This is a genomic window from Tessaracoccus oleiagri (genome assembly GCF_900103275.1).
Classification (GTDB): domain Bacteria; phylum Actinomycetota; class Actinomycetes; order Propionibacteriales; family Propionibacteriaceae; genus Arachnia; species Arachnia oleiagri.
The window spans coordinates 367344-382626 of record NZ_FNGP01000003.1; the positions used below are offsets into that span (position 1 = coordinate 367344).

Consider the following 15283-nt stretch of genomic DNA (forward strand, 5'->3'; position numbering starts at 1 on the left):
TCACGACCAGGCCAGCGTGCCCCCCGAGTGGGAGCCCCCGACGTGGTAGGCCCACGACTCCCAGGGGTTGTTGGTGTAGGCCATGTCCTCGATGGATTTGCCGATGCTCTGGTCGTCGGCGATCCAGAGCCCGACACCGATGAGGAATCCCACCACGGCGCCCACGACGAGCCAGCCGACGTACGTCGCGGTGAACACGGGCCCGAAGATGCGGTTCTGCAGGATGTGAGCCGTTTCGTGCTCGAGCAGGCTGCCGTGGCGCCCGCGCAGGTTGCTGATCACGTTGCCCTGCGTGAAGGCGAACGTGCTGAAACCGAACCCGCCGTCGTAGACGTGCCGGTTCTGCCGGCGGCTGAGGTGGAACTGGTAGTCGCGGCTCCCGCCGTAGAACAGGTTCACCGTGTGCAGCAGGACGCCGAAGCTGGTGCCGACGATGCCCCAGGTGGAGTCCGACGCGAACGCGGCCCATCCGGTCCAGGAGTCCCACGCGTAGATCTGCGTCGCACCGCTGATCACGCCGTTCAGCCCGCCGAACACGGCCGCGGTGACCGCGATCCCGGTGGCCACCCCGGAGCCGACCCCGAGACCCACCGCTCCCAGGGCTCCGAGGGCGAGTCCGGCGGTCGCGTACGCGAGCCAGGCCCCCGCGGCGCCGAGGAGGCCCGCCTCGAGGCCGAGCAGCATGGTGTCCCAGAATCCGCGCCCCTCGGCGATCCCCACCACCACGCCGGTCACGAAGCCCACCACGAAACCGACGCCGGCCACGATGAGGTCGTCCAGCCCGAACCACTTGCCCGACGGGTCCCGCAGCATGACCGGGTTGTTGATCGCGTAGCTGTACAGGTTGAGCGCCTGCGGTAGGCGGCGCGCGACCTCCGGGTTCTCGAGGACGTACCAGTCCGGCGTCACGAACCGGCCGAGCATCGGGTGGTACCAGCGCGAGCCGAGCTGGACCATCCCGCCCTCCGGTTGGTGGCCGCCGGCGTACCTGCCTTCGGCGCCGGTGGCCCGCGGGAGGCCGAACGGTGTGAAGGACTGCTGCGACAGCACCGTGCCTGCCGGGTCGACGGTGCACAGGACGGAACCCAGGTGGTCGGCGAACACCCATGCCAGCGACTCCTGACCGGCACCGTCGACGACGCGCGTCGCCACCACCAACGACCCGAGCGAGATCGTGGTCCGGGACCCGCCCGGACCGACTTCGTACCCGTCCACCCACCTCGTGACCTCGACGGTCCCGTCCGAGCGTTCCACCGTGCGTCGCTGCCTCCGGTCCTTGGCGTCGTACTCCAGCCGCACCCGGCTGCCGTCGGTGAGCCGCATCTCCACGATCCGGTCCCAGGCGTCGTACCGGACGCCGGCGACGCCGCCGGCCGCGGTGAGCCGGCCGGACGCGTCGATCGACAGCCCGTCGGTGCCGCCGACGTGGGTGACCGCGGTGAGCAGCCGTGCGTCGGGCCCGCCCATGCCGAAGATCACGGGTCCGGTCTCGCCGGAGCGCAGCAGGTCCCCGCGCCGGTTGTAGGAGTAGTCGACGCGCGACGACTCAGCGGCCTCCGGGCCGCCCTCGTGCCGGGTCCAGCGCACCAGCCGGAGCAGCGCGTCGTAGGAGTAGCGATGGCCCGTCACCTCCGGTGCCGCGCCGCCGCCGACGGTGTCCGTCACGGAGACGATCAGTCCATTGCGGTCGTAGCCGTACTCCAGACCACGCAGCACCACGTCGCCGAGCTCGAGCGAGGCCGACACCAGGCGCTTCTGTTCCCGGGTGTGCCGGTAGCGGGCCACCACGCCGCCGTGGTCGACCAGGGCCGGCAACCCGTGCTCGTCGTAGTCGACGGCGTCCACGATCCCGGTCACCGCGTCCGGCGACCCGTCCCGGTGGTAGCGCTGCTCGACCCGGAACCCGTCGGGCTGGACGGTGGCGGACACCTCGCCCCGGAACCCGTACTCATGGATGAGCGTCAGTTCGTCCCCAGGACCGAAGACGACGGTCTTGCCCACCCGGCGGCCCAGCGCGTCGTGCGTGTAGCGGGTGAGGATCGCACCCTCCTGCTGCGCGACCAGTCGGGCGCCGTCGTACTCGCTCGTCCGCAGGACGCTCGGTGACGCGGGATCGCTGGTGTCGACGACGGCGCGCTCGCGCCCGGCCGCGTCGTACGCCGTCTCGAGCACGCGGCCCTGCGAGTCCTCGCGGCGGCGCACCCGGCCCGCGGCGTCGCGCCAGTACGTCCTCGTTCCGGCCGCCGGGTCGCTGATCACCACCGCCGGTCCGGGTCCTGCGTAGCGGTAGCGGGTGGTGGTGGCGCCCTCGGCATCGGTGACGGCGAGGATCCGGCCGGCGTGGTCGACGTCGTAGCGCGTGACAGCGCCCCCGTCGGGGAGCGGGGTCTCGACCGCCACCAGCGCACCGCTGGCGTCGAAGCGCTCGATTGTGGGCTCAGCGTCATCCGGGGTTTCCGCGTCCCACTTCCTGACCTCGTCCCCGAGGTAGTCGACGCGGAACCGGCCGCCGTCGGGGTGCTGCAACAGCGTGACCCGGCCCAGCGCGTCGTAGTGGAAGCGGACCGAGGGGCCCCCGGGCGCGACGGGCCGGTAACCGGGGGAGGGGGCGAACTCGTTCGGGAACTCCTCGGCGGGCCTGCCGTCGGGCGTGCGCCTGGCGCGGCCTCCGAGTACCCATCCGCCGGCGGCGGTGGCCGCCGGGGCGGAGCGCTGCAGCTGCGTACCTCGGCCGTCGAAGAACGCGAACTCCACCGCCGCGTCCGCCAGCGTGGCGGGGTCGGCCTCCCGCAGTTGGTCGACGGTGAACCCCGCCCTGTGGGGGAGGACGACCACCGACTCAGCCGGGCGATCGGGATTGGCGGGGTCGTGCGGGTGCACCGCGTGGAAGGCGGTCAGCGCCTCGCCACCGTCGACGGTGGTGTCGAACTGCGCGACGAGCCGCCCGGTCGGGGTGTGCACGTAGCGAGTGCGCAGCCCCTCGGGCGTCACGACCTCCGAGGGCTGGGCGGTGCGCGGGTCGAATTTCGCGGAGGTCCGTCTGGCGAGGGCATCGGTGCTCGCGACGGGGAACTGGCCGTCGGCGTCGTACTCGATGCGGGTGGTCGCCCCGCCCGGGTCCCGTTGACCGGTCACGTTGCCGAAGGCGTCGCGCTCGAACCCCTCCACCGTGCGGTACCAGTCGTCGCCGAGCCGGACCAGGCCCCAGTCGGGATCGATGCGGTCCGCGTAGCCGTCGGGCAGTGCGGCGCCCACGAGCGCCAGTTCCAACCGCCGGGTGAGCAGGCCGGCGCCCACCTCGCCCCCGGGCAGCCCGACGAAGGGCTCCCCGTCGTATTGGAGCCGCTCGTCGGCGAGGATGGCCCCGCCCTCGTCGCGCGTGGTGATGCGCGACGGCAGCCCGACGCGCCACGACGCCTCATCGACGGCGTAGGCGATCTCCTGCACCGTGATGTGCTCGGCGCCGCCGCCCGCGAAGTGCAGTGAACGGTGTTTTGTCGCGAGGTTGCCGTACTCGTCGTACGTGTAGGTCGCGTCCTCAAGCCGGTCCCTGCCGCCGAGGGCGGCCTCCACGCTGTGTGCGGAGACGAGGTGCGGGAACGCGACGATGACGCCCGACGCGTCGGAGGCCTCGTCGCGGACGTCCCACTCGAACGTCGCCGAGTCGACCGGGACGCGCCGGTCCCCGTCGAGCGCGTACAGGTCCACCGCCAGCGTGCTGCCGGCGAGCGCGTGCTGCCGGGTCCTGCTCGTGCGGTCCCGGACACCGGCCGCAGCCGGGCCGCCGGTGTCACCGAGGTGGAACGCGGTGCGCCGGATCGTCGCCGGCGTGGCGTCGTCGCCCTCCCGCCACACCTCGACGCTCTCGAAGCCGCGGAAGATCCGTTCGACGGGATCGAAGTGGCCCCGCTCGTAGCTGATCCGCGTCCGTGCCATGGCTCCCGTGATCGAGTCGGCGTCCTCCAGCTCCTCCACGACCTGCAGGGGGAAGGGCTGGAAGCTGCCCCAGGCGTCGCCCAGGTGTGCGGCACCCCGGCCGTTGCGGAGCTGCGACGTGGTGGCGTACCGGATCGTCGTGCTCGCGCCGCAGCCGTTGTCGACGCGCGTCAGGAGGTACGGCTTCGGTGCCAGCCCCAGGTCGATGAACCGTGCCCCACCACCTTGTCCGGCCCACAGCAGACCGGGGCTGCCGGTGCCCAGCAGGTCCACGAGCTCGAGCGTCGCCACGTCGGGCGGCGGGGCGAAGGGGATCTCGACGGGGTCGCTCCACCCCGTCCCGCACCGGTTCAGCCAGAGCAGGATGCGGTCGCCGTCGACGTAGAGGAGGTCGGTGGTGCCGTCGCCGTCGAGGTCAGCCGTGAACAGGTTGGCGCCGCGGAACGGGCGCGGGAACACCGGCGGGTTCGCCATCTCCACCGACGGCCCGAACCGGCCCCGGCCGAGGCTCGGCCAGTAGCGCACGAGGCCAGAGCGAACCTCCCCGATCGTCGGCATGCCGTCGCCGGCGAAGTCGGCCACCACGGTCCCCTCGGTGCCGAACCGCACGGAGGGGAAGTCGTCCCCTTCGCGGCGGCGGACGTACTCCGGCGCCGTCCAGGTGCCCTCGCCGTCGCCGAGGAAGATCGTGTACCCGTGCCGACCGGTCTGCAGCATGTCGGTCACGCCGTCACCGTCGAGGTCCACCAGCCGCGAGTCGGTGGCCGACAGCACGAGCGACATCTGGGCGCCCACGTCGCGGGCCTCCGGCAGCCAACCACCCGCGCCGTCGTTGCGTGCCAGCCGGCTGATGCGGCTTCCGATCTGCAGGAGGTCGGCGGTGCCGTCGCCGGTGAGGTCCGCGAAGGTGACGCCGGGTCGGCCCAGCCGCAACCCGGCGGGTGCATCGGGGATCTTACGGGCAGGGTCGAACCGGCCGCCGCCCCGGTTGCGCCACAGCCGGTGCCCGGTGGGGCTGGTCTGCAGCACGTCGGGCAGCCCGTCGCCGGTGAGGTCCACCAGCGCGGCGTCGTCCTCGCCCAGCGGCAGCAGGGCATCGTCGGAGGCGGGCCGCAGGATGTCGGGCGCGACGTCGAAGCGCGAGTACGCGAACCCGAGTGGCGGCTGCGGGTCGCGTTCGCCCTCCGGGCCAATGCCCCAGTAGCGGACGCCGGTGAGGAGGGAGAGCGACGAGACGGGCGCGTCCTCGTACTTGAGGTCCCATTGCCCCACCAACGGCGGGTCCGCGCGCAGGCAATGGCGTTCGACTCGGTTGCAGCGCAGCGCCGTGGTGACCGGGAAGCCCGGGCGGGTGGTCGTGCAGACATCCGGCCTCGGGCCGTGGACGAGGCGGAGCTCGAAGATGCCCCATTGCACGGATGCCACGTAGAGCTGCCCGCCGTCGCGGAGATAGGTGTAGCGGACCGTGTTGCCGACGGCGTCTCGCTCCTCGTCGCAGTACCAGGCGAAGACGCGTCCGCCGTCCTCGAGCCGGGAGTCGGGGGTGCTGCCCAGCGTGAACGACCGGCCCTCCTTCGTGCGGATCACCCAGGAGTCACCGGACCGGCGGATGTCCCAGAACTGGCGGTCCGAGCGGGGCCGCCAGCGGCCGTCGCCCACGTCGACGAGCTCGTCGCCGCCGAGCAGGAGGGTGTCGGTGTGGTCATAGCGGGGCACGCCCCCGTCGGTGCCCCGGACGATCGTGAGGAGCCCGGAGAGCTGCCAGCCCATCCCGTATGGGCCGTTGCCCTGGCCCGTGGAGTATCGCAGCCCCAAGGTCGGGCGGATCCCGCCGGGCCCGGGCGGCACCTCGAGCGGCACTGAGTAGTTGCCGGTCCCGCGCAGCAGGTCCGGCTCGAACGCATCCCCGAGCGGGCGCAACGCGCCGCCGCCGCTCGCGCCGAACAGCGTCGCGTCGGCACCGGAGCCGGCTTCCACGGCGCACCTACTTCCGGTACTCGAAGCGGTACTGGAGGACCAGGGAAGCCCCCCGAAGCCGCCCGGCGTCGAGGCCGCCCCGGGGGCCGGTCAAGGGACTGCCGGCCGGCGGCTCGAGGGTGATGGTCCAGTCGCCCAGCACCTCGCCGCCCATGGCGGCTCCGAGGTCGTTGCCCGGGGCGGCGGCCACCGCCCCATCGGCGTCGGTGGTCATCCGGACCTCGTCGCGCCCGGGCAGCCCGATCGTCACGTCCACCCCGGCCACGTCCGCCGGGGATGCCCCCTCGAGGACGAGCGCGAGGCCGGCAGTGGTCAGCGCCGTCTCGTTTCGGGGGAACGAGTCGGCATCCATGACCAGCGTCGCCGTGGCGTCCCGCAGCATTCCGAACCACACCTCCGGGAAGTCGAACCGCACGGCGAAGTCCCGTACGTGGACGTCCTCCCCGGGCCGCGGCGGCGTGGCGAGCACCTGGTCCCGGAGCTCCTCGCTGTGCCGGGCCGTGTAGTAGAGGACGAGCTGCACGTCGCTGAGGAGGCGGTAGTCGAGGTTGTTGCTGCCGGGCGGCAGTTCCAACTCCCAACTGGTGGCGATCCCGTGTCCCTCGAAGAGCCCGAGCCGGGTGACGTCGGCGCGGAAGACGTAGGCGTCGCCACGCAGGACGTAGTCGGACAGCACCATGGTGTCGACGCCGTGGACGCGCGTGCGGTCGCCCCCGTCGGCGGTCCGGTAGTGCGAGATCCCGCCACCGCGCAGGGTGCCGCGGACGCCGCCCGCGGCGACGAGCCCGATGATCTCCACCTCGACGCCCTGGAGCCGCTGGCCGAAGGTGCCCGGATGGCGCCGGTCGAATTCGTGCAGCGACGTGTCGAAGCTGAGCTTCCCGGTGCGGAGGAACTCGCGGAACGCGAAGGGGTACTCGTTGCGCAGCGACAGCACCTCCTTGATCTGTGATTCGTTCTTCGCGACGGCGGTGATGAAGTGGTGCGTGAAGGAGTCGATGTCGCGCAGGAGCAGGTCCGAACCGAGGAGGTCTCCCGTCGCGGGGACGCTGTACTCGGGCCGGATCACCGCGAGCGCGCTGTCGGTCTCGAAGTTGTAGGCGCGCTCCATCAGCCTCGCCGCCGCGATGGCCCAGTCCTGGTAGCTGCGGGAGATGTCCCGCACGATCGCCGCCATGCGTGACCAGAGCTCCGGCGTGAAGACCTCCTGGTCGAACGCGTTGAGGGCGTCGGTGACCATCGAGACCCGCTGGTTGGCGGCCTGCAGTTGGAACCCCGCGGCGCGTGCGCGGGCGGCGGCCGCGTCGCGCTGTGCCTGCGCGATCGGGATGGCGGCCTCGGCTTCCTGCGCCTGGTCGTCAAGCCTGCCGAGCTGGTACTCGTAGGACTTCTGTCCTCCCACGAGGGTGGCGGCCGCGGCGAGCTTGCCCCGGTCGCCCTTCCACGAGCCCGACTCGATCTGCTGCGCGAGCTCGCGGATCTCGCTCTCGTGCCAGTCCTTGCCCGCCCCGTGCGCCGTGGCGATCGACTGCGAGATGTACTGCCAGTAGCCGGCCGATTCGTACTCCTGCCGGGCCTCGCGCGCGTTGTCCCTGCGCAGCCGGGCGTAGTCGACGGCCCGGTCGGCGCCGCGGAGGTCGGCCTGGGCAGCTTGGAGGAGCGCCCCCTGGGTGCTCGCCTCCGTGCGTGCGAGGGCGAGGGCGCTCTCGAGGTCACGGCGCGCCGAGGCCTCCGCCTCCGCCTGGGCGGCGAAGTTGATGTACTCGCGCTCGGCCTGGACGGACTGCTGCGCGAGGCCGCGGGCGGCCTGCTGGAGGTACTCGAATGTGAACGTGGGCGTGTAGGTGAGTCCGAAGAAGTCGAGCCCGGCGGCCAGGTTGGCCCACCGGCCGAGCACGACGAGGAGCACTTCCGCGACGGCGGGGTTGGTGGCCTCGGCGACGGCGCCTGGGTCGGACAGGACCTCCTTGGCGACCGCCCCGGTGGCGGCGAGCGGCCCGTCGGCGTAGAGGTAGGAGGCGGCATCGGCAGTGCCGTCCTCTCGGACGATCCGCGCGTACACGTCCTTGGCCTCGTCGGCGCGCTCATACTTGTACAGGCGGTCGCCCCAGGCCAGCAGGTTGCGCGCGAGCCGGACCCAGAGAGCGGGCGCCTCCAGTTCGGGATTGAGGTAGCTGTACCCGGCTGCCGCGAGGTACTGCTGCTCCGCCCGTTCGTGGTCGCCGAGCGCGGCATGGCTGTCGCCAAGACCGACGGGGATGACGTAGGAGTAGACGTGCGTGAGGTAGGCGGTGGTGATGGCGGCGGACTCCAGCGGGACGGTGAGCTCAGCGATGCTGGTGGCGACCCGGCGCTGTTCGTAGACCTTGGTGGTGAGGATCTCCAGCGGGGCGGGCGCGCCGGGCGACCAGGAGAGCTCCGCGATGTCCGGCCCGGTCGGGATGCCCACGGACCAGCGGCCCCGCGCCGCCAGCGGCTTGTTCAGCTCGTCGACGGGCACCGTGGCTATGGTGTCGTGGCGGTCGAGCCACCGCAGGGGCGCGAGGTCCACGGAGTCGTCCGCTATGTAGGAGAGCGAACCGGGGTTCCGCGTGCCCTCGGCGCCGCGCAGGAACTCGCGCACGGGGCGGTCGATGGCCCGGATGAAGGGGCTCTCCTGCGCGTCGGGCAAGCCTTCGCGGAGCCTGCGGAGGAAGCCGCCACCGGGGGCGGGGGTGTCGCCGTCGACCGGTGCTGGGGCGAGACCCCGCAGTTTCTCGTTGGCCGCCGCGAAACGCGCCGCCGCAGTCTGGGCGTCGCCGGCGCGACGTGCCGCCACCGAAGCCGCGTGCAGCGCCTGGACCGCGCCTGTGCGGTCGCCGCTCGCCTCGAACGCGTGCGCCGCGAGCGTGGCGGTCTCGGTGGCGCGGTCGTTGACGCCGGTGCCGAGCAGCGCCGTCGAGAGGTTGAGCAGCGCGGTGGCCTTGAGTTGGTCGTCGTCCGCCTCGGCGGCAGCGCGCTCCAGCAGGGACACGGCCTCGGTGGCCTCGCCCTTGGCGAGCAGCCGCGTCGCCGAGGTGATGGCTTCGGCCACAGCGGCGCTGCGAGGATGGAACCCGACTTTCGCGAACCGGGCGTCCACCTCGTGGGGATCGTGCTGCACCCTGACGGGGCCGACCGGAAGGATCACGTCCGGCCGCATTGCCTCCATCAGCTTGACCGAGGCCAGGTTCAGGGCCTTCTCGGTGTCAGGACCGAGCGGTAGGTGGACGCCGCTCGGGAACCAGCCCGGGGTGACGCCGGGGTTCAGCACCGAGTAACAAAGGGCGTGCGCGCGCTGGTAGGCACGCAACGCGCGTGAGTGGCCCCCGCGCGCGGCAGCGTCCGCCGCTTCCGTGAGGAGGGTGCGGACCTGGTCGACCTTCGCGGCCGCAGAGTTGGCGGGGTTCACGGTGAGTTCCGGCACACGCAGCGGCCGGACGTCGAGGGTGGTGACGAAATTGGCAGCGTGCTTGATGGAACCGGCCATCATGACCTCCTGGATTGGCGCACCCGCTGTTGTGATGGCAGTCCGTTTGGGGCCGAGTCAGGACGGTCTATGGACAAGGCTGCACAATAATTCTGCGCCTCATGCTGGGTTAAGTCCATAGGCCGTCGACGCGATTCGCTGCGTGCGGCTCCGGTGGGTGTTGTACTGGTGGAATGACCAGGCAAGTGTTGGCGGTTGTCGGCTCCGTGGTGCTCACGGTGTTCTACCTGGTGCTGGTCGCGATCCTGTCGATCCAGGCGTCCGGGGTGCTGGGCGGCGTCGTCTACTCGTTCGACAACGAGGTGACGGGGAGCCAGGACCCGCACGTGCCGTGGTACTTCATCCTCGCCGCAGCGGTGGTGACCGGGCTTATGTTCTTCCTCGCCAGCTCGAAGGACGTGCTGCTGCTGGCCGGGGTCCGGCGGCCGTTCGCGGTCACCATGCTCGTGGTGCTGGTCCTCGCCATCGTGGTGGGCGGGCTCACCAAGGACGCTGCGGTCGACGACGTGCCGGCGGGGCTCGCCGGCTGGGTGCAGGACTGGGGCACCAACCTGGCCGTGTACTCCCTCGCAGTGCTGCTGGTGCTGCAGCTCGTCCGGGACCGGGGCGGGTTCGAGGCGCTGCCCCCCGACGCCGACTGAGGCGGCGCGCCCGGCCCTTGACGTTTTGTCGGTGGGGGAGCCTATAGTTGTATTTACCGGACAAGCGTTCGATTAACTTGGGGAAGCTCTGATCGACCCCGCGAATCCGGTGTGGGCCGCCTTGGCCCGGCGTGGACTCGACCCCTGCGCCGGGCCGAGGTTTCCCGGGTCGAGCAACACATATTCGAACGTTCCCCGGAGGCGGCCATGCGCACTTATCACGAACCCATAGCGGTGCTGTTCGACGAGCGTCCCGCACAGTTCATCTGGCGGGGGCGCCTGTTGCTGGTGAAGGAGGTGCAGGCGCTCTCGCGCGAGGCCTCGCCCTGGTGGCGCCGGGCGGAGCAGTCGGAGACCGACCTGCTGCGCGAGCGCGAGGTGTGGCGCGTCGAGGCGGGCAACGGCCGGCTCGGCCGCGGCGTCTACGAACTGGCGCGCACCGTCGGCGAGGAGGACTGGGTGCTGCAGGCGGTGGCCGACTGATGTTCACGCACCTCCAGACCTTCTCCGGGTACTCCTTCCAGTACGGGGCCTCCCAGCCCGGCGCGCTCGTCGCCCGGGCGGCCGAGCTCGGCATGACCCGGCTCGGGCTCACGGACCGCAGCGGCCTCTACGGCGCGGTCCGGTTCGCCAAGGCGTGCCTGAAGGCCGGTATCGCGCCCGTCATCGGCGTCGACCTCGCCGTGGTGCCCGACGGCTGGCGGCCCGAGCGGCGCCCCACGGCGGCCCGCGGGGGCGAGCTCCGCGATCCACGGCTGCCCAGGGCGACGGTGTGGGCAACCTCCCGCGCCGGCTGGGGCTACCTGTGCGAGCTGATCAGCGACGCGCACGCCACCCGGTCGGACCCGATGGTCACCCTCGGGACCATCGCGCAGCACTGCGCGGGCCGCGACGTGGTGGTCGGCCTGGGTGCGGACTCCCACGCAGGCCGTCTCCTGGTCCAGGGCCGCCTCGACGACGCCACCCGGGAGGTGGCGCGCTGGCGCGACGAGCTGGGGCGGGGGGTCGTCGTCGCGATGACCAATCACCACACCGGCGGCCGAGGCGTCGCGTCGGCGCACCAGGCCGGCGGGCTGCTGCGGGTGGCCGGCCGGCTCGGGCTGCCCGCGGTCGCCACCAACATGGTCCGCATGGCCCACCGGGAGCAGGCGGCCACCGTCGACGTGCTCGACGCCACCCGACGCCTCGTCCCGCTGGACCTGCGCAACATCGACCGCCGCAACGCGGAGGGCTACCTGAAGTCCGAGCCGCAGATGCGGTTCGCCGTCGAGGAGGCGGCGCGGCTCGTCGGCGCAGACGCCGACGCGGTCCTGGCGGCGACGGAGCAACTCGCCGAGCGCTGTGCCCTCGACCCGATGGCCGACGTCGGGCTGGGGGAGATCCGGCTGCCCGAGTTCGAGATCCTCGGCACCACGCCCGAGGCCGCGCCGCGGGTCCTGCGGGAGCGCAGCATCGCCGGGCTGAACGCCCGTTACGGGGTGATCAGCCCCGAGGTGCAGGACCGGCTCGACGACGAGCTCGCCGTGATCGGCAAGCTCGGCTTCGAGTCCTACTTCCTCACCGTCGGTGACGTCACCGACCTCATCCGCGGCATGGGGATCCGGTGCGCAGCCCGCGGCTCCGGGGCCGGCTCGCTGGTCAACTACGCGCTCGGGATCTCCGGCGTGGACCCGATCCGCTACGGGCTCATCATGGAGCGGTTCCTCTCGCCGCTGCGCGTCGCGCTGCCCGACATCGACGTCGACGTCGAGTCCGCCCGCCGCACCGAGGTGTACGACAGGATCCTCGAGACGTTCGGCCACCAGCGGGTGGCGTGCGTGGCGATGATCGAGACCTACCGCGTCCGGCACGCGGTCCGCGACGTCGGGGCCGCGCTCAGCCTGCCCCCGGTGGAGGTGGACGCGATGGCGAAGGCGTTCCCGCACATCCGCGCCCGCGACGCCCGCGCCGCGCTGCGCGACCTGCCCGAGCTGCGTGCTGCGGGGCTCGCGGAGAAGCGGCTCGAGGTGCTGTTCGACCTCGTCGAGTCGCTCGACGGGCTGCCGCGCCACATCGCGCTGCACCCCTGCGGCGTGATCCTGTCCGACTCCGCGCTCCGCCAGCGCACCCCGGTGGAGGGCAGCTTCGGCGGCTACCCGATGAGCCAGTTCGACAAGGACGACGTCGAGGACCTCGGCCTGCTGAAGCTCGACGTGCTCGGCATCCGCATGCAGTCCGCGATGGCGCACGCGCTGGGAGAGCTGGAGCGCACCACCGGTTCCGCGCCGGACATCGACGCGCTGGCCCCGTTCGACGACGAGGAGGTCTACGACATGATCGCCCGCCGCCAGACGCTCGGCTGCTTCCAGATCGAGTCGCCGGGCCAGCGCGAGCTCGTCGGCAAGTTCGGGCCGAGCAGTTTCGAGGACATCGTCATCGACATCTCCCTGTTCCGCCCCGGCCCCGTGAAGTCCGACATGATCACCCCGTTCATCGACGCCCGCCAGGGCTTCCGGGAGCCCGACTACCTCCACGACGACTTCCGGCCCGTCCTCGAGCAGACCGCCGGCGTGGTGGTGTTCCACGAGCAGATCATCCAGCTCGTCGCGGTCGTCACCGGCTGCACCCTCGCGCAGGGCGACGAGGTCCGTCGCGCCCTCGGCGACAGGGAGGGGCAGGAACAGGTGAAGCAGTGGCTGTTCCCCAGGGCCCGCGAGCGCGGCTACGACGAGGAACTGATCGGACGCGTGTGGGACATCCTCACGTCCTTCGCGTCGTTCGGGTTCTGCAAGGCGCACGCCGCGGCGTTCGCGCTGCCGACGTACCAGTCGGCCTGGCTGAAGCGCCACCATCCCGCGCACTTCCTCGCCGGGGTGCTCACCCACGATCCGGGAATGTACCCCAAGCGGCTGCTGCTGGAGGAGGCCCGGCGCCTCGGCCTCGCGGTGCTGGGCCTCGACGTGAACGTCTCCACGGGTGAGTACCGTGCGGAGGAGACCCCCGACGGCTGGGGGATCCGACTGTCGCTGGCGGACGTGAAGGGCATCGCCGCCGACGAGATCGAGCGGATCGTCGAAGCGCAGCCCTTCCAGTCGCTCACCGACTTCTGGGAGCGCGCGAGCGTCAGCCAGCCCACCGCCGAGCACCTGGTGCTGGCGGGCGCGTTCGACTCCCTGTACGGCATCGGGGAGGCGACGGGGATCCGCTCCAGTACCCAGGTCACGCGCCGCGACCTGCTGCTGACGCTGGCGGACCTCCACACCGGCACCCGCAAGCAGGTGCCCGCGCAGGCGGCGTTCACCTTCACGGAGGCCGACGCGCTGGACGTGGTCCCCAGCGGGCTTCCGGAGATGGGCGACGACGAGCGGCTGAAGGCCGAGCTGGAGATCCTCGGCCTCGACGCGAGCCGCCACATCATGGAGCGCTACCTGCCGATGCTGCGCGCCATCCGCGCCACCAGCGCCCGCACCCTGCTGGAGGCGAAGAACCGCTCGGAGATCCTGGTGGCGGGCGTGAAGGTCGCCACCCAGACCCCGCCGGTGCGCTCCGGCCGTCGCGTGATCTTCCTCACCCTCGACGACTCGACGGGCCCCGTCGACGCCACCTTCTTCGAGGACGTGCAGGGGCCGTACTCGGCCACCGTGTTCAACACATGGCTGCTGCTGGTCCGGGGCGTGGTCCGCCGCACCGGTCCGCGCGGCGTCTCCATCCGCGCCACGGGGGCGTGGGACCTCGGCCAGGTCCACGACGTGTGGCGCGCCGAGCTGGAGCGCAGCGGCAGCCCCGACGACGCCGTCGCCGCGGTGCGGGCGCTGGTGGAGGAGGTGCCGGAGGGCTACAGCCTGGTCGGGGAGTACGTCCCGCCGGAGAAGGAGGGGCACGCCGCCATCGCCGACGACCACACCCGCGCCGGCGGCATGGGGCGCCGCAGGGTGCTGGTGCACGCGAGCGGGTTCCGGCAGTCGCCGTACGCCGACATCAAGCCGCAGGGCACGTCGGCCGCGGAGGCCCCGCGGAAGCTCTGGCACTCGAGCCCGGGGAGCGCGGGACGATGATCATCGCGCACGTGGACATGGACGCGTTCTACGCGTCGGTGGAGATGGCGAGGTACCCCGAGCTGCGGAAGGTGCCGATGTTCGTCGGCGGCTCCACCCGTGGGGTGGTGCTGTCGGCGAACTACCCGGCCCGGGCGTACGGGATCTCCGGAGGCATGCCGTCGAGCAGGGCCCGGCGGCTGTGCCCACAGGTGAAGGTCGTCCACCCGGACTTCGACCACTACCAGGCCGTCTCCGCCGGGATCCGGGAGATCTTCGACACCATCACCGACCGCGTCGAGATGGCCTCGATCGACGAGGCGTTCCTGGACCTCACGACGGCGATGCGCCGGCTCGGCGGCGATCCGGCCGCGGTCGGGGAGCTCCTGCGCGCGCAGGTGATGGACGAGCAGCGGGTCCCGTGCTCGGTGGGGATCGGGCCCAGCAAGTTCATCGCCAAGCTGGCCTCGAAGGAGGCCAAGCCGGACGGGCTGAAGCTGGTGCGCAGCGACGAGGTGGTCACCTTCCTGCACCCGCTGCCGGTGGAGGCCATCTGGGGGGTGGGGGAGGTGACCGCCGCGAAGCTGCACAAGCTGGGGCTCGTGACCGTCCGCGACATCGCGATGACGAAGAAGCAGACGCTGCAGCGGGCTCTGGGGATGGGGCAGGGGTCGCTGCTGTTCGATCTCGCCTGGGGCCGCGACGAGCGCGCCGTGATCTCCCGGGAGCCGGCCGAGCACAGCGTCGGCTCGCAGGAGACGTTCGCGCTGGACACCGACGACGCGGACCTCGTGGCCACGGAGATCCTGCGGATGGCGGAGCGCACCGCCTCGCGGATGCGGGCACAGCGGATGGTGGGAAGGACGGTCACGCTCTCGGTGCGGTTCGCGGACTTCCACTCGATCACCCGCACCGGCACGATCGACGCCTACACCGACTCCACCAACGACATCTACGCCGAGGCGATGCGGCTGTTCCGGCGGCTGCACCTGCAGCGGGCGCGGATCCGGCGCGTCGGGGTGCGGGTGGAGAAGCTGGTGCCGAAGGAGAACACCTATCAGCAGCCCGCGCTGGACGAGCCGGAGCGCGGCTGGCAGGAGGCGGAGGCCGCAGTGGACCGGGCGATCCTCAAGTTCGGCCCGAAGGCCGTGCAGCGCGCGCGGCTCACGGCCTCGGGGCGCTCGGTGACGAGATCGAGTGTGGCCTAG

6 protein-coding genes are annotated in these 15283 nt (G+C 71.9%); 4 read left to right on the top strand and 2 right to left on the bottom strand.

Annotated features, from left to right (window positions below; genetic code table 11):
• Positions 1–5913, bottom strand: coding sequence for a toxin TcdB middle/N-terminal domain-containing protein (locus BLR46_RS09675; RefSeq protein ID WP_093251469.1), 5913 nt, complete (start codon positions 5911–5913; stop codon positions 1–3).
• A gap of 7 nt (positions 5914–5920) precedes the next feature.
• Complete coding sequence (locus BLR46_RS09680; protein ID WP_093251470.1) at positions 5921–9421, bottom strand: Tc toxin subunit A-related protein; 3501 nt, start codon at positions 9419–9421, stop codon at positions 5921–5923.
• 173 nt (positions 9422–9594) lie between these two features.
• Here BLR46_RS09680 and BLR46_RS09685 point away from each other — a divergent pair, with 173 nt between their 5' ends.
• The 4 genes from BLR46_RS09685 (at position 9595) to dinB (ending at position 15283) form a co-directional block, all read left to right on the top strand.
• Positions 9595–10062 carry a hypothetical protein gene (locus BLR46_RS09685; protein ID WP_143008270.1) on the top strand — a complete coding sequence of 156 codons (468 nt, stop codon included), beginning with the start codon at positions 9595–9597 and terminating at the stop codon, positions 10060–10062.
• A 207-nt stretch (positions 10063–10269) separates the two neighbouring features.
• Entirely contained in the window at positions 10270–10545 is a 276-nt protein-coding gene (locus tag BLR46_RS09690) for a DUF6504 family protein (RefSeq protein ID WP_093251472.1), read from the top strand.
• Positions 10545–14096 carry a DNA polymerase III subunit alpha gene (locus BLR46_RS09695; protein ID WP_093251473.1) on the top strand — a complete coding sequence of 1184 codons (3552 nt, stop codon included), beginning with the start codon at positions 10545–10547 and terminating at the stop codon, positions 14094–14096. Before BLR46_RS09690 ends, BLR46_RS09695 begins: the two co-directional genes overlap by 1 nt.
• Entirely contained in the window at positions 14093–15283 is a 1191-nt protein-coding gene (gene dinB / locus BLR46_RS09700) for a DNA polymerase IV (protein WP_093251474.1), read from the top strand. Before BLR46_RS09695 ends, dinB begins: the two co-directional genes overlap by 4 nt.